The sequence below is a fragment of the Bradyrhizobium sp. cf659 genome (assembly GCF_900113725.1).
Classification (GTDB): domain Bacteria; phylum Pseudomonadota; class Alphaproteobacteria; order Rhizobiales; family Xanthobacteraceae; genus Bradyrhizobium.
This window is the reverse complement of sequence record NZ_FOQJ01000001.1, coordinates 179,271-195,320: the sequence shown is the minus strand read 5'-3', so window position 1 is coordinate 195,320 and position 16,050 is coordinate 179,271. Positions and strand designations below refer to the sequence as shown.

At 64.1% G+C, this 16,050-nt stretch carries 14 protein-coding genes; 5 read left to right on the top strand and 9 right to left on the bottom strand.

Translation table 11 applies throughout. The features are described 5' to 3' along the window. Nucleotides 1-63 precede the first annotated feature (63 nt). Nucleotides 64-1,143 (top strand): zinc-binding dehydrogenase, encoded by a 1,080-nt coding sequence (locus tag BM118_RS00975; protein ID WP_177233917.1) that lies wholly within the window; start codon nt 64-66, stop codon nt 1,141-1,143. Between the two features lie 126 nt (nt 1,144-1,269). Here the strand turns inward: BM118_RS00975 and BM118_RS00970 are convergent, their stop codons facing one another. The 8 genes from BM118_RS00970 to BM118_RS00935 all read right to left on the bottom strand — a co-directional run bounded on the left by BM118_RS00970 (nt 1,270) and on the right by BM118_RS00935 (nt 10,396). Next, a complete protein-coding gene (locus BM118_RS00970) occupies nt 1,270-1,974 on the bottom strand; it encodes an ABC transporter ATP-binding protein (RefSeq protein ID WP_092181011.1) in 705 nt (234 codons plus the stop codon). 7 nt (nt 1,975-1,981) lie between these two features. Further along, nucleotides 1,982-3,262, bottom strand: coding sequence for a lipoprotein-releasing ABC transporter permease subunit (locus BM118_RS00965; protein ID WP_027545760.1), 1,281 nt, complete (start codon nt 3,260-3,262; stop codon nt 1,982-1,984). A 73-nt stretch (nt 3,263-3,335) separates the two neighbouring features. Further along, the gene (gene proS / locus BM118_RS00960; RefSeq protein WP_092181008.1) at nt 3,336-4,655 is read right to left on the bottom strand and encodes a proline--tRNA ligase; all 1,320 of its coding nucleotides are present in this window, start codon (nt 4,653-4,655) and stop codon (nt 3,336-3,338) included. A gap of 152 nt (nt 4,656-4,807) precedes the next feature. Further along, entirely contained in the window at nt 4,808-6,364 is a 1,557-nt protein-coding gene (locus tag BM118_RS00955; protein ID WP_177233916.1) for a copper resistance CopC/CopD family protein, read from the bottom strand. Further along, a complete protein-coding gene (locus BM118_RS00950; RefSeq protein ID WP_177233915.1) occupies nt 6,364-6,882 on the bottom strand; it encodes a YcnI family copper-binding membrane protein in 519 nt (172 codons plus the stop codon). Before BM118_RS00950 ends, BM118_RS00955 begins: the two co-directional genes overlap by 1 nt. Before the next feature lie 32 nt (nt 6,883-6,914). Next, nucleotides 6,915-7,436, bottom strand: coding sequence for a copper chaperone PCu(A)C (locus BM118_RS00945; protein ID WP_092184161.1), 522 nt, complete (start codon nt 7,434-7,436; stop codon nt 6,915-6,917). A 41-nt stretch (nt 7,437-7,477) separates the two neighbouring features. Then, entirely contained in the window at nt 7,478-9,937 is a 2,460-nt protein-coding gene (locus BM118_RS00940; protein ID WP_244550027.1) for a TonB-dependent receptor, read from the bottom strand. 84 nt (nt 9,938-10,021) lie between these two features. Further along, complete coding sequence (locus BM118_RS00935) at nt 10,022-10,396, bottom strand: DUF2946 domain-containing protein (protein WP_177233914.1); 375 nt, start codon at nt 10,394-10,396, stop codon at nt 10,022-10,024. A gap of 480 nt (nt 10,397-10,876) precedes the next feature. Between BM118_RS00935 and BM118_RS00930 the strand changes: the two genes are divergently transcribed. The 4 genes from BM118_RS00930 (at nt 10,877) to BM118_RS00915 (ending at nt 14,992) form a co-directional block, all read left to right on the top strand. After that, the gene (locus BM118_RS00930) at nt 10,877-11,281 is read left to right on the top strand and encodes a globin (protein ID WP_177233913.1); all 405 of its coding nucleotides are present in this window, start codon (nt 10,877-10,879) and stop codon (nt 11,279-11,281) included. 138 nt (nt 11,282-11,419) lie between these two features. Further along, nucleotides 11,420-12,442 (top strand): sugar ABC transporter substrate-binding protein, encoded by a 1,023-nt coding sequence (locus BM118_RS00925; RefSeq protein WP_092180990.1) that lies wholly within the window; start codon nt 11,420-11,422, stop codon nt 12,440-12,442. A 6-nt stretch (nt 12,443-12,448) separates the two neighbouring features. Next, on the top strand, nt 12,449-13,951 hold the full coding sequence (locus tag BM118_RS00920; RefSeq protein ID WP_092180987.1) for a sugar ABC transporter ATP-binding protein: 1,503 nt from the start codon (nt 12,449-12,451) through the stop codon (nt 13,949-13,951). A 12-nt stretch (nt 13,952-13,963) separates the two neighbouring features. Next, nucleotides 13,964-14,992 (top strand): ABC transporter permease, encoded by a 1,029-nt coding sequence (locus tag BM118_RS00915; protein ID WP_092180984.1) that lies wholly within the window; start codon nt 13,964-13,966, stop codon nt 14,990-14,992. 237 nt (nt 14,993-15,229) lie between these two features. Here the strand turns inward: BM118_RS00915 and BM118_RS00910 are convergent, their stop codons facing one another. Further along, nucleotides 15,230-16,021: a hypothetical protein gene (locus tag BM118_RS00910; RefSeq protein ID WP_092180981.1), complete on the bottom strand. Its 792-nt coding sequence runs from the start codon at nt 16,019-16,021 to the stop codon at nt 15,230-15,232. Nucleotides 16,022-16,050: the final 29 nt, after the last annotated feature.

Below are 16,050 nucleotides of genomic sequence, written 5' to 3'. Positions count from 1 at the left end.
CAGGCCTTCTTGTCCCCTCCAAGGCGGCGCATAAGCGTTTCACCCCAATTCGAGGTGAACATCATGAAAGCCGCCGTACTCAAATCCTTCGGAACGCCGCTGGTGATCGAGAATGCCCCCGAACCGGTGCTCGGCACCGGCGAGGTCATCGTCGACGTCGTCGCCACGCGCGTGCTGTCCTATATGAACGAAGTCTTCAGCGGCGAACGAAACTATGCACTCGATTTGCCGATCATCCCGGGCCCAGGCGGCATCGGCCGGGTGCGGGCGATCGGTCCCGACGCAACCAAGCTCAAGATCGGCGACTGGGTGTTCTGCGACCCGACGGTGCGCTCGCGCGACGACGCAATTGCGCCCGACATCGCCCTGCAGGGATTAACCGCCGCCGGCGCCGGCGGCATGCTTCTGCAAAAACATTTTCGCCACGGCTCGTTTGCCGAGCAGATGCGGGTGCCGACCGAGAACGTCAAACGCCTTGGCGCGATCACGTCCGAGGAAGCCACGCAATGGTGCGCGCTGGGGACGCTGCTGGTGCCCTATGGCGGCTTCCTCGCCGCCAACCTCCAACCGGGCGAAACCGTGCTGGTGAGCGGCGCGACCGGCAATTTCGGCAGCGCTGCGGTGTCGGTCGCGCTGGCGATGGGGGCGGCCTGCGTGGTGACGCCGGGCCGCAACGAAAAAATTCTCGCCGACCTCGTCCGCCGCTTCGGCGCGCGGGTGAAGCCGGTCAAGCTCACCGGCAACGAGAACGACGACCGCGAGGCGATGAAGCGCGCCGCGCCGGGGCCGATCGACTGCGTGTTCGACATCATGCCGCCTTCGGTGAGCCCCACCGTGGTGCGCGCGGCAATCATGACGGTGCGCGCTTATGGCCGCGTCGTGCTGATGGGCGGTGTCGGCATGGCCGGCGGCGCGGGCCTCGAGCTGCCCTACCCCTGGATCATGCGCAACTGCATCAGCATCCACGGCGTCTGGATGTACCCGCCGGATGCCGCCAGCCGCCTGATCGCACTGGTGCGATCAGGACTGTTGCGGCTGGAGGAGTACGAGACCACGGCCTTCGACCTCGACCACACCAACGACGCCGTGGCGCATGCCGCGGCCAACGGCGGACCGTTCAGATTGACGGTGATCCGGCCGTAAGCGGTCGCCTGCCCCGGCGATGCGCCGTCGGCGCCGTTTTGCCTGCCACGTCAAGTACCTGGCAGGCCTCAGGCCGGCAGAGGCTGAAGCAGGCCGGCTACTGTGCATGGGGTTGTTTTCGCAGTTTTACTCGAGCTCGACCACCTGGCCGTTCGACAGCGACACCCGACGGTCCATGCGGCCGGCGAGCTCCATGTTGTGGGTCGCGATCAGCATCGAGACCTGCGTCGCCTTGACGAGCTGCATCAGGGCCTGGAACACGTGGTCCGCCGTGTGCGGATCGAGGTTGCCGGTCGGCTCGTCCGCAAACAGCACGCGCGGCGCATTCGCCACCGCGCGCGCGATCGCGACGCGCTGCTGCTCGCCGCCCGACAGCTCTGCGGGGCGATGGGTGATGCGGTCGCCGAGGCCGAGATAGCCCAGGATCTCCTTGGCGCGCTTGACGCTCTCGGACTTCTTCAGGCCACGGATCATCTGCGGCAGCATGACGTTCTCGAGCGCCGAGAACTCCGGCAGCAGCCGGTGCGACTGGTAGACGAAGCCGATGTCGGTGCGGCGCAGCTGCGTGCGCTCGATGTCGGGCAGTTGCGAGGTCGGCGCGCCGTTGACGTAGACCTCGCCGGAATCGGGCGCTTCCAGCAGCCCCGCGATGTGCAGCAGCGTCGACTTGCCCGAGCCCGACGGCGCCACCAGCGCGACCGACTGTCCGGCCCACAGCGCGAGCTTGGCGCCGTCCAGGATCGTCAGCGGCACCTCGCCCTGCAAGTACTGCCGCTTTATCTCGTGGAGATAAATGACCGGTACATCCTCAGCCCCCTGTTGCTGCTCCATCAGCCCCTCACTCGTACCGGAGCGCTTCGACGGGATCGAGGCGCGCGGCGCGCCACGACGGATACAGCGTCGCCAGGAACGACAGCGTCAGCGCCATGATGACGACGGCCGTGGTCTCGCCGACGTCGATCTCGGCGGGCAGTTTCGACAGGAAATAGAGCTCCGGCGAGAACAGCTCGGTGCTGGTGAGCCAGGACAGGAACTGCCTGATGGATTCGATGTTGAGGCAGATCACGAGGCCGACGAAGAAGCCGACCAGCGTGCCGACCACGCCGATCGAGGCGCCCGTGATCAGGAAGATGCGCATGATCGAGCCTTGCGAGGCGCCCATGGTGCGCAGGATGGCGATGTCGCTGCCCTTGTCCTTCACCAGCATGATCAGGCCGGAGACGATGTTGAGTGCCGCGACCAGCACGATCATGGTCAGGATCAGGAACATCACGTTGCGCTCGACCTGGAGCGCGTTGAAGAAGGTCGAGTTGCGCTGCCGCCAGTCGACCAGGAACACCGGGCGGCCCGCCGCTTCCGTCACCGCCTTGCGAAAGGCGTCGATCTTGTCCGGATTGGTGGTGAACACCTCGATCGAGGTGACGTCGTTGCTGCGGTTGAAATAGGCCTGCGCCTCCGCCAGCGGCATGAACACGAAGCCGAGATCGTATTCGGACATGCCGATCTCGAACACGGCGACAATCTTGTACGGCTTGATGCGCGGCGTCGTGCCCATCGGCGTGACCGCGCCCTTCGGCGCCACCAGCGTGATGCTGTCGCCGGCGTGCAGCGACAGCTGGTCGGCGAGGCGCCGGCCGATCGCGACGCCCTGTCCGTCGTCGAAGCCTTCGAGCGAGCCCTGCTTGATGTTCTTGGCGATCGAGGTGAGGTTGTTGAGGTCGTCGGAGCGGATGCCGCGCACCAGCACGCCCGAGGCGTTCCACGGCGAGGACGCCAGCGCCTGGCCGTCCACCACGGGCGCGGCAAGCCGGATGCCCTGGACCTGGCTGATGCGGTCGGCGACGTCCTTCCAGTCGGTCAGCGGCGATTCCAGCGGCTGGACCAGGATGTGGCCGTTCAGCCCCAGGATCTTGTCGAGCAGTTCCTTGCGGAAGCCGTTCATGACGGCCATCACGATGATCAGCGTCGCCACGCCCAGCATGATGCCGAGGAACGAGAACCCGGCGATGACCGAGATGAATCCCTCCTTGCGGCGCGCCCGCAAATAGCGCCCCGACAGCATCCACTCGAATGGCGCAAAAGGCGCGGTTTGCACGGTTTCGGTCATGGTCTCATCCATCGCTCGATAATCCCATGATTCGGGGTCAATTGTGGCCGGATTGGCGGCCGCGATATCGGGCGATGAACAATATTCAGCCGACCAGCCGGGCGACCGCGTCCGCAGGCGACATGGTCTCGCGCGAGCCGTCGCTGCGCCGCTTGAGCTCGACCTTGCCGTCGGCGAGCCCCTTCGGCCCGATCATGATCTGCCAGGGGATGCCGATCAGGTCGGCAGCAGCGAATTTGGCGCCGGCGCGCTGGTCGGTGTCGTCGTAGAGCACGTCGACGCCCTTGGCCTGGAGCTCCGCATAGAGCTTCTCGCAGGCCGCATCGACCGCGGCATCGCCCTGCTTGAGGTTCAGCACCACCGCACGGAACGGGGCGACAGCTTCCGGCCATTTGATGCCGGCATCGTCATGGCAGGCCTCGATGATGGCGCCGAGCAGCCGCGAGACGCCGACACCGTAGGAGCCGCCATGGATCGGCACGTCGACACCGTCGGGCCCCGCCACCATCGCCTTCATCGGCTCGGAATACTTCGTGCCGAAATAGAAGATCTGGCCGACCTCGATGCCGCGGGTGTTCAGGCGCTTGTCCGCGGGCACTTCCTGCTCGAACCGCGCGGCGTCGTGCACGTCCTCGGTCGCAGCGTAGACCGACGTCCATTGCTTGATGATCGGCGTGAGGTCGCTCTCGTAGTCGACGTCCTCGCCCGGCACCGGCAGGTCCAACACGTCGCGATTGATGAACACGCCGGATTCGCCGGTTTCGGCGAGCACGATGAATTCGTGGCTGAGATCGCCGCCGATCGGGCCGGTCTCGGCGCGCATCGGGATCGCCTTCAGCCCCATCCGCGCGAAGGTGCGCAAGTATGCGACGAACATCTTGTTGTAGGCGACGCGCGCCGCCGCCTCGTTGAGGTCGAAGGAATACGCATCCTTCATCAGGAATTCGCGGCCGCGCATCACGCCGAAGCGCGGACGCTGCTCGTCGCGGAATTTCCATTGGATATGATAGAGATTCAGCGGCAGGTTCTTGTAGGACTTCACGTAGGCGCGGAAGATCTCGGTGATCATTTCCTCGTTGGTCGGCCCGTACAGCAGCTCGCGCTTGTGGCGGTCGGCGATGCGCAGCATCTCCGGGCCGTAGGCGTCGTAGCGGCCGCTCTCGCGCCAGAGGTCGGCGAGCTGGAGCGTCGGCATCAGCAGTTCCAGCGCACCGGAGCGGTCCTGCTCCTCGCGCACGATCTGCTCGATCTTCTTCAGCACGCGGAAGCCCAGCGGCAGCCAGGCATAGATGCCGGCCGCCTCCTGCCGGATCATGCCGGCACGCAGCATCAGCCGGTGCGAGACGATCTCCGCCTCTTTCGGATTTTCCTTCAGGATGGGCAGAAAGAACCGCGACAACCGCATGGCAACACTCTGGGAATCAGTGAGGGGTTGCAGTGAAACCGGATTGGGAGCGAAAACACAAGACCGGGAATGAGGAAAAGCCGCTAACACGGCGGAATTCCTTATCATTTTTCCGTCGACTTCAGATTCAGCTTGAGCCGCAGCAGCGCCCCTTACGGCGTCACTTCGAACTCGTCCTCGAGCGTGATCTTGTCGAAGTCGGTCACCAGCGCATCGATCCGCACATGCCAGCGGCCGGCAAAGGGCAGCTCGACCTTTCGCACGTGCCAATAGCCATCCGGCCCGAGCGAGGCGTCGCGCTCCATCGGCTCGATACCGCGCTCGGGCAGGCTCAGAGTCAGCGTCACCTCCTTGGCCGCCAGCGGCGTCGCTTCGCCGGTCATGAGCTGGAGCACGAAGTCATCGACGCCGGCCTTGCCCGGCGAGACCAGGACCTGGAACATTGCCTTGTCGGTGTGGAGGTGGATCGCCAAAGGCGTCTCCGGAACGATCGTCCGTGGCGGCGGCGTGAAGCGCCAGCCGGCGACAACGGCAAGGATCGCGAGGCCGATCACGCATTCGAGCAGGATCGAGCGCTTCAACGCCGGCGCAGCCGCCTCGTCCCGCGCCAGCGCCGGGGTCAGGCGAACGCGATTGAGCGCGGCCAGCGCCAATAGTGCAGCGACCAGCGCGAGCTTGATCGAGAGGATGAGACCGTAGCGGGTCTCGACCAGCGCCGCCGGCTTTTCAAGCTGGACGACCGCGAGCGCAAGACCAGTCAATGCCAGCATCGCGACGACAGGCACGGCGATCCGGGAGAATCGGTTCACGACGGGCAATGCCGCCGCCGGCTTCGAGACGAGTGCAGCGAGCGGGGCCAGCGCCCCGATCCAGAACGCAACGCCGAGGCCATGGAGGAAGATCGCCGGCCGTGTCAGCATTTCGGGCGGTGCCGTTGCGGCGTGTCCGGTCATGGCCAGCGACAAGCCGACACCGACAAACGCGATGGCCGCAAGCGCCCGCGCGTACCATGCACCACGCAGCGCCAGCATCGCCAGCAGCATCGCGGTGACGGCGACCAGCACTGCGGGACCGGCGCTCGTCGCGGACGCAACCTTCCAGGGGGTAACGGTCGCGAGAGCCGCTGGCGGCAGGCCGAGGAGATCGAGGCCCAGGACGCCGAGGGCGACAACAGCGCTCGGCAGGCCAACCACGAGCGCGACACGCGCCACGGCCGTTCCCGTCATCGACCATGCAATCCAGCGCGCAAAGAACACACCGCCGACACCGACGAACAGCCCGAGATAGAGACCGACCCGCGCCAGCCAGATCAGCGCGTTCAATCCGCTATCCGCAGTGGCCGAAGGCTTCGTCGCGGTCGGCGTGCCGATCGAAAAGACCACCGACCCCGCGACGGGATGGCCGTCCTGCGAGATCACGCGATAGCTGACCACCGCCGTTCCCTGCGGCAGGTCCGGCGGCATCGCGACCCAAATTGTCTCGCCCGACGCGCTGACGCTTGCATCGTCCCGCGCCCTGCCCGCACCGTCGATCAGCAGAATCGCGCCCGGCGTCACCGCCTCGTTGAAGCGCAGCTCCACCGCCTTGGGCGCGGTCTTCAGGATGCTGCCGCTCGCCGGCGCGGCCGAGACGAGCGCCGCATGCGCCGACGCGCCGGTCGCGAAGCCGACAATCAGGAGCAACGTCGCGAGCGCGGCGAGGAGGCGCATCAGAGTTTTGGCAACAGCTTCACGCCAGGCGCCGGCGACTTGCCCTCGTGCGAATGCCCTGCCCCCTCCGCCGGAATTTCGATCCAGCGGCTGACGCCGGTCTCGCACTCCTGGACGACGGGGAAGTACAGGGTCGCGTTCGGTTTGAGCTTGTCGGTCAGGACCGTGTGCATGACGAATTCGTCATAGTTCTTGTCCGGCAGCTTGCCGCCGGACCACGACACTTCCTTGACGCCCGAGGAGAGCTTGTTGCCGTGATAGTCGTACTCGTTGGCATATTTGCCCTCGACGACATCAACGCTCCAGCCCGCCTTCGGCATCGGCTTCACCGCGATCACCCCTTCAGGGATCTGGACGCGGATCTTCACCGTGGGCGAGCCCGCGCAGCCGTGCGGCACGGCGAAGACGGCCTTGTATGACGCCCCCACACTCGCCTGCTTGCCTTCGAGGAAGACGTGCGCACTCGCCGGCGCTGCCGCAAGCACGCCGAGAAGGATCAGCCAGATTCGCTTCGACATGTTCGCTCTCCCGAAGGTCCTGATCACGCTCGTCACATCTTCATTCCCGAATGGTCCGGCATTTTCTTCATCATGTGCCCGCCGTCGCCGGGCGCCTGCGCGCCGACGCCCTGGACGTCCAGGGACACGGCGACCTTGCCGGCCTTCTCGAACTGAAGCGTCACCGGCACCTTGTCGCCCTGCTTGAACGGACCCTTCAGCTCCTGGAGCATCAAATGATAGCTGCCGGGCGCGAACTTCACGATCTTGCCCGGCTCGATCACCAGCCCCTTGTCGAGATGACGCATCTTCATCACACCATTGTCCATCGCCATCTCGTGGACCTCGGCCTTGCCGGCGATATCGGCGGAAACGCTGACCAGCTTGTCCGCCACTGTGCCCTTGTTCTCGATGGTGAGATAGCCGCCCGCGACCTTGGCGCCACCCGGCGTCGCACGGCTCCAGGCCTGCGAGATGACGAGATCGCCGGCCTTGACGTCGTCGGCGCGCACCGGGGCTGCAAACATTGCGGCGGAGAGCGCTGCGAGCGCGAGCATGCGTGAGAGCTTGTTCATGTCGTTTGCCTTTCTTGTCGTCGTGAACATCATCCCACCCGTCAGAACGTGTACTTGCCGGCGAGAACGAAGGTTCGCCCCGGGAACGGATGGAACAGGAAATACTGCTCGTTGAAGAGATTATCGATGCCGAAGTCGAACGCGAAATTCTTCGTCGCGTTATAGTGCATCTTCAAGTCCACAACGAAAAAGTTATCGAACGCGCCGTAGACGTGGGAGACACGGTCGGTGTTGTCCAGCGTCGAGTACTGCTTGCCGCTGTAGCGTGCGGCAACGGTATAGGCCCAGTTCTCGTTCGGCCGATAGGTGACGCCCAATTTGGCCCGCCAGTCCGGGACGTAAGGCACGCGCTTGCCGACGGCCGTCGTGGCAAGATTCGTCAGAGGATCAACGCCGGCCCAGCTTGTATCGGCCAGAATTCGGGAATCGACATAGGTCACGCTGCCGAACAACTGTAGACCGCTCATGAGAACGTTGTCCTTGTCGGCGGACAACTCGACACCCTGCAACCTGATCGCATCGACATTGCTGAACGTGGTGGCGCTCTGGGTCGCGTTGATCATGTTGGTCTGCGCGATGATCGCGTTGTTGGTCCGCTCCCTGAACAGGGTCAACCGGACTCGGCCATCATTCCAGTGACGCTCGATATTGAGCTCGCCGGTAAAGTCCTGCTCGGGTTTCAGGAACGGATTGGCCACCGTGATCGTATTGCCGACGGTCACGTTCTGATACAGCTCGAGAACCGTCGGGTAGCGATAGGCCTCGCCGAAATTGACCGTGATGTTCCAATCCTTGTTCGGGTCGTAGGAGAGCGACGCCTTCGGCGAGAAATTCGTCGACGCAAGGCCCGGCTGGTTCTTCGTGAACGACGAAGTGATGACACCCGCCCCGCTGGCCAAGGTCACGACGTTCTGACCATCGAGCGATTGCCAGGTCTCCAGCCGCCCGCCCAAGGTCAATTTCAGATTGGGCTGGATTTTCCAGGCATCCTGAAGCCAGAGCGCGCCGGTGCGGGTTTCCCCCTGACTGTTCGCGTAAAGCTGTCCCGTGCCGGTCGAGGCCTGATACCAGACGGCCGAGCCATAGGTCGGGTTTTCCAGGCGGTACCGATCGCCGTGGATGCCGAAGCTGATCTCGTGCGCCCCGCCGTAACCGAGCGGACGCCAGATGCCCTTGGCGTCGGCGTTCTGCCAGTTGGTGCCGTCCATGCGCTGGATCTTGCCGTTCTGCGAGAAGCCGACGCCGGTGGGAGTTACGGTATAGGGATTGAGCTGGGTGTCCTCGAGATAGTTGTAGCTCGAGGCCGACAGATCGAAATCGAAAGTGCCTTTGGTGTCGCTCTTGATCGCGACCGCGTTGCTCACATGGGTTTCGTCCCAGATATATTTGGCGTTCGCGAAGGTCGTGATGTTGTTGAAGGTCGGCAGCCCGGTCGCCGCCGACCGCAGGTAGGTCTGAGGATCGGAGACCTGATGGTTGTTCCATATCCCGAACGAATAGGTCGCCTGCACCTGCGCCGTCACGTCATAGGCAAGGCGGATGTTGCCGGAGGTCTGCTGCGAATGCGCGAGGATTCCCGCGCCGACCACATTGGCCGCAACGCCCTGCTTGTTCAGCGCAGGAAACGCACCGGTCGTGCCGGCCGGGATTGCAGCGCTCGTCGTATAGGTCAGCGGCTGCTGAAAACTGTCGAGATAATTGGCGCTGACAAGCCAGGACAGCCTGCCGTCGCGATTGCCCGCGGCCGCACTGGTCTGGCTGGTCACGTAGGTGTCCTTGGTGCCGTACTGATTCCACGGCATCACCGAGACCGTTTCCTTGGCGACCGCAAACGGCTTGTCCGGCATCTTGGACGAGATCAGCAATACGCCGCCGATCGAGTTGCCGGGATAGGCCGCGGCGAACGGGCCATTGAGGTAGTCGACCCGACCGATCGCTTCAGGCGAGATCAGATTCCACCGTGGCGAGGAGTTCGTGTTGTTGTTGCCGATCAGCGCCGAGATGAGGAGGTCGTCGTAATAGATCAGCGTGCGCGCGCTGGAGTTCACGCCCCAGCTTCGCGTCGCCAGCACCGCCTGGTTGTCGCCGTCGTTGCGCTTTCGCACGAACAGGCTCGGCATGTATTTGACGGCGTCCTCGGGGTCCTTGAGGTTGATGGTCTCATCTACCTCCTTCGCGGTGATGCTGAACGACCGCTGCGGCAATTGATAGCGCGCCACGGCAGCCGGCGGTCGCAGTGACGCGCGGGCACTGCCCGCCCCCTGCTCGCCCGTGAGGGTGGGAGCCGCCCGCTCGCCGGCAGGCTTTGCCGACCGGCTCCTGGCGGCGGCCGTATTCACCGCCGGCTTGCGCGGCTTGGGCTTCACTGCGGCGGGCGCGTCGACGGTCACCGGCGGCAGCACTGCGCTGCTGCTTTGGGCGAAGGCTCCGCTCGACGACGCAAGCAGCGCGGCCTGAACGGCAACGACGCTCACGCCACGGCGGGCATGACAACGTAACATGAGGCATTCCTGACGCCGGCTTTCTTCCCGGCTGCTCGACAGCATCAATCGCCAGCGGACGAACCGCGGCGACACCGAAGGTCGTCAGGAAAAGCTTGGAGGCGCACGCGCCTGGGCACTTCCGCCCTTATGGACGGAAACAGCGGACGTATCCGCCACGTGCCACGCCACGCGCTCGGCGTGGCGGAAGGGAACGGCCAGCGCAACCTCTGGCGACGAATCGAGCGACGCGTTGGCGTGGGCCAGACAGCAGAGCGCGCACGCGGCGCCATGCGCGGTTGGCGCGCCGGTCCGATCGTTCAGGCCGCCCTGTTCATTCGCGCTGTGGCAGATGACGGCGGCGGACAGCGGATCGGCAACAGCCTGACTGGCCGCCCAACAGGCGGCAATCGGCGCCAGCACCTGCATCACCAGGGCGAGCAGGACCAAAGGTAGGAATTTTTGCAGCCGTGCGCGCATCCACCGAACCATTCGTTCGCGCGCTAGCTAAACACCTCGCCGGGACCTGAGTCGAGGTCAGTTCCGCCGCCTGCTTGGTCCAGCGCAAATTTGCCGAAAACTGTGGTCGGGGCGCCCCATCGGGGGACGGGTCCGGCATTTGAGGCAGTCGATCCGCCCCGCCGGTCCACAGATTTCTTATATTTGTCATATGCTTACATGGCTAAAAGCCCGATCGTTTCATTAACTGCTCTTATTTTGAACATTCGTTGCCGAAAATGATGACAAGTGAGAAAAGTTGATCTAGCATCCCTCTTGCTCAGGCTGGCCGAGAGGTCGAAGTCTGGTGGTCCAAGTCTCGGGAGGAGCCCCTGGCGCGCAAAACGCAGCGTCGCCCCGTCAATCAAGAGCAAATCTTAGAATCGGGGATAATAGGGTCGACACAATTTTTGAGCGGGGCTAGGGCCCCGCTCTTTTTTTGTCTGCATGGCGCCTACGCCGATGAATGTCTCCCCCAATCCGATCGAACAGAGCTTTGAACGCGCGGCCTTGCGCTGCGCGGATCTCACGCCGCTGGTCTACCAACGTCTCTTCACTGAGCACCCGGAAACGCGAGCCATGTTCCGCTCGCAAGGCAGCGAGCTGGTGAAGGGATCGATGCTTGCACTGACGATCGAGGCGATCCTCGACTTCGCCGGTGAGCGCCGTGGCCATTTCCGGCTGATCGCCTGCGAGGTCACCTCGCACGATGCCTATGGCACGCCGCGCGAGCTGTTCATCGCCTTCTTCGCAGTCATCAGGGACACGCTGCGCGAGCTGCTCGGCGCCGAATGGACGCCAGATATCGTGCGGGCCTGGGACGCGTTGCTCGTCGACATCGACACATACGCCGCCGCTCAGGCCTGACGCTTTGCGCTGCACCAACGCGGCTGCGGCGATCTCGCAACTGATTGCAGATTGAGTGGCATCAACTCTTGTGAGACACTTTCGGACATCGGTCGCGCAATCAATGACGCGCCGACGATAAATATATGGGAGCGAGCGATGTCCGGGACGAAAGATTTCTCGACGACGAGGCGCGATCTTCTTCAGGCGGCAGCGACCGCCGGCGCCGCAACTGCCATCCTCGGCAGCATGGGCATAAACCCCGCATTGGCAGCCGAAGTCGGACGATCCGAGAAGCCGCTGAAGGCGGCGTTCTCCAACGCGGGCCTCCAGGCGACCTGGTGCGCGCAGGGCAAGCAGGCCGCGGAATTCTGGGGCAAGCTGTTCAACGTCGAAGTCACCTGGTTCGACGGCCAGCTCGATGCGGTGAAGCAGCGCGCCGCGATCGACAACATGGCCTCGCAGAAATGGGATTTCGTCGCGATCCAGGCCTTCGGCATCGGCACCCTCACCCAGCCCGTGCAGAAGATGATCGATGCCGGCACGCCCGTGATCGACATGGACACGCTGATTGCTCCGCTCGACCAGATCAACGTCCACTCCTTCCTCGCCCCCGACAACGAGTTCATGGGCGCCTCGGTGACGCAGGCGCTGTGCAACGCCATGGGCGGCAAGGGCAAGATCATCATGACGCAGGGCGCGCTCGGCCATACCGGCGCGCAAGGGCGCGCCAAGGGCTTCACCAATGTCGTGAAGCAATTCCCTGGCATCGAGGTGCTCGACACCCAGCCCGCCGACTGGGACGTGTCGAAGACCGCGCGCCTCTGGGAAACCTATCTGACGAAATATCCGCAGATCGACGCGGCGTTCTTCCACAATGACGACATGGCGCTCGCCGCCGCCAACATCATGAAGGCGCGGGGCCGCACCAACATCCTGATCGGCGGCGTCGACGCGATGCCGCCCGCGATCCAGGCGGTGAGCGAGGGCCGCATGTTCGCGACCGTGCGCAATCCGTCCTGCCGCATCCATGGCGGCGCCATCATCGCGGGGGTTTCCGCCGTGGTCGGCGGCGAGAAGAGCGGACAGGGCATCCCCAAGAACGTCGTCACCGACGGCCCGGTCGTGACCAAGGCCAACGCCGCCGGAATGCAGTGGATGCAGGATCACTTCCTGATCTGAGCCTCCATGCGAGAGGATCGTTCGCCCATCCTGGAACTGCAAGGCATCACGAAGAGCTTCGGCGGCGTCGAGGCGCTTCGTGGTGTCGACTTCGCGCTTCATCCCGGCGAGATCCACGGTCTCGTCGGCGAGAACGGCGCCGGAAAAAGCACGCTGATGAAGATCATCGCCGGCGTGCACACCGAATTTTCCGGCCGTTTCCTGGTCGACGGCAAGGAGACCCATTTCCGCTCGGCGCGCGACGCGCATGCGGCCGGGATCGCCATGGTGCATCAGGAGCTCAGCGTCGCGCCCGACCTCACGGTCGCGGAGAACGTCTTCCTCGGCAACCAGCCGACCAACGCCCTCGGCCTGGTACAGTGGCGGCGCATGGCGCGCGAGGCCGGCGAGCAGCTTGCCCGCTTCGGCATCAACGTCGATCCGATGAGCCGGCTCGGCGACCTTCCGATCGGGCTCCAGCAGCTGATCGAGATCGCCCGCGTGCTGTTCTCCGGCGCGCGCATCGTCATCCTCGACGAGCCGACCTCCGCCCTCTCCCCGCCCGAGGTCGAGCGGCTGTTCGCGACGCTCAGGCGCTTGCGCGAGGAAGGCACTGCAATCGTCTTCATCTCGCATTTCATCGAGGACATTTTGCGCGTGTCGGACACGGTGACAGTGTTCCGCAACGGACGGAAGGTCGCGGAAACAGCGAGCGCGGCGACCAGCAAGGGCGCGCTGATCGAGGCCATGATCGGCCGCGGCGGCGAAGCGCTCGAGCACAGCTACACCGATGATCTGATGCTGCCCCAGCCGAGCGACAGCTCGGTGATCCTGAAGGTCGACCAGCTTTCGCTGGCCCGCAGCCTGAAAGACATCTCCTTCGAGGCGCGCGCCGGCGAGGTGCTCGGCATCTACGGCTTCATGGGCTGCGGCCAGCAGGAGCTCTCGCGCATCCTGTTCGGCAAGCTGAAGCCGGACGGCGGCACGCTCGCCGTCGAGGGCAAGCCCAAGACCTTCGCCAGCACGGCGGCGGCCCGGCGCGCGGGCGTCGCGCTGGTGCCGGAAAGCCGGCGCGACATGCTGTTTCACCAGGAGCCGGTCTACAAGAACATCTCGATCAGCATTCTGGACCGCATCTCCGCACTGCTGCTCAAGCCGGCGCAGGAGCGCGACATCGCCAAACGGCAGGTCGAGCAGCTCCAGATCCGGCCGCCGGTGGTCGGCCTCGACCTCGGCATGCTCTCCGGCGGCAACCAGCAGAAGGTCGCGCTGGCGAAATGGCTGACCTATCCGCCAAAACTGCTGGTGCTGTGCGAGCCGACCCGCGGCATGGATGTCGGCGCCAAGAACGACGTCATCAACATCGTCCGCGACCTCCGCGCCAGGGGGCTCGCCATCATCGTGCTGTCGACCGAGCCGGAAACGGTGCTGTCGCTGGCCGACCGCATCCTGGTGCTCAAGCGCGGCACAGTGGTGCGGGAGTTCAAGAACGAACCGGTCAGCAAGGACCGCCTGCTGGAAGCGGCGTGACGGAGAAGCACAATGGCGAGCAGTGAGACGGCCTTTGCTGAAGCTCATCGGGCGCGTGGTCTGGCGCCCTTCCTGCGCTCGCAGATGCGCAACATCGCGCCGTTCCTGACACTGATCTTCCTCTCCGCCTTCTTCGCCTTTGCCAGCCCCTCCTTCGCGACGCTGGACAATCTCGGCAACATCCTCACGCAGGTGTCGGTGACCGGCATCATCGCCGTCGGCCTCACCTTCGTGATCCTCTGCGCCGAGATCGACCTGTCGATCGCCAGCATCGCCAACGTCACCGGCATTGCCGTCGCCTACTTCACGCTGCAAGAGTCCTACGTCAACATCGCCAACATCCCCCTGCCCGGCGCGGTTGCGATCATCCTGTCGCTCCTGCTCTGCGCGCTGCTCGGCCTCGTCAACGCGCTGGGGCTGACCGTCATCGGCATCCCCTCCTTCATCATGACCTTGGCGATGATGCAGATCGCGGCCGGAATCTCGGCGCTGCTGGTGCGCGGCCAGATCGCCTACAAGGTGCCCGGCCTGATCACGACGCTCGGCTCGGGCTCGATCGGCGGTATCCCATGGATCGTCATCGTCGCGGCCATCATGCTGCTCGGCGGCCATCTGGTGCTGACCTACACGCGCTTCGGCCGCTACGTCTACATGGTCGGCGGCAACCGCGAGGCGGCCGAATATTCCGGCCTCAACGTCAAGCTCATCCTCGGCGCCGTCATGGTGATCTCGGCGGTGTGCTCCGGCATCGGCGGCATGCTGGGCGTCGCGCATTTCGGCAGCGCGCAGCAGAACGAGTTCGACACCTATCTGCTCGACTCCATCGCCGCGGTCGTCGTCGGCGGCACCAGCCTGTTCGGCGGCCGCGGCGGCATCGGCAACACCATCGTCGGCCTGTTCGTGCTCGGCGTCCTCAACAACGGCCTCGACCACGTCAACATCGACAGCTTCCTGAAGATCTTGATCCGCGGCCTGATCCTGCTGGCGGCGCTGGTCATCAACGTCTATGCGCAGCGGCTGAGGGAGAAAGCGGCGGAGTAGACCGCCTCAAAACAAAAAACTTGCGAAAACAACCCCATGCACAGTAGAAACTGTGAGGAAGTTCAGCCGCTTACCAAACCCGCAATTGCGTGAGTGCGACCGCGCCGACATTTGACTCGTCGGGCAAGACACCGGCATAGATCCATCGTGACGTTGCTCGCCAGCCCTTGGGAACGCTGGGCTCACGCTGGAGATTACAGCTCATTCGAGCCGCACTCGTCTTTTCAGGAGCGTGACTTACGACTCGGCTGTCAGCCAGCCGAGCTCGAAGAGCCGACGGACCACGTCGTCGTAGGGTTGGTTCTGCGCAATCTGCTCTTTGGTCATGCCTAAATTCGCAATAACGCCCTGCTCGGTCAGCTCAGCAACAAACCAAAGAAAAGCGGCGCGCATCTTTGGCCGATCCGTTTCATTCTGAGGCATGCTCTGCACGAGCTCGTAGAGCGACTGAACTCGCAGCCGATTTGCGTCGGGCAACAGGTGGATAATGCGCTCGCGCGGGAGGGCAACAGCGGCCTGAACGTAGGATGAGACCAGAAGCAGCTTTTCGAGTCCGATCAGTTTGGCGACGGGGAGCAATGCCGCGATTTGCTGCCGCACCATGGGAGGCGCGGCGGCAATCAACGCCTCGTGCGGTTGCCTTTGTCCCGTCAGGACGAGCTCTGCCACCGCGACCGCATCCTGCGATCCGGCCGGCGGGTCGCCATTATGTTGACGGATCATCGCCATCACGCCGATGAACATGGCTTGATCAGGATTGAATCCAAACCCGCCACCGCTGAAGCCGGGAGATATTCCCAGCATGGCAAGCTGGTGACCGACTTGGGCGTCGATCTGCGATCGTCGATTCACGGCATCCGCCTGCTGTTTCATGAATGCGGCCTGCTCGACGATCTTCGAGGGGATCTTGTGCCACGACCACCGCGCCAACAGGGCCGCATGGGCCACATTGTGGTGCATCCATATGTCCCAGATTTTTCCCAGGAACCCATCGTACGGATTCTTCGGCTCAAAGAGTTTTCTGATCAATCCAAAAATTGGAGCCTCCCATCATTGAG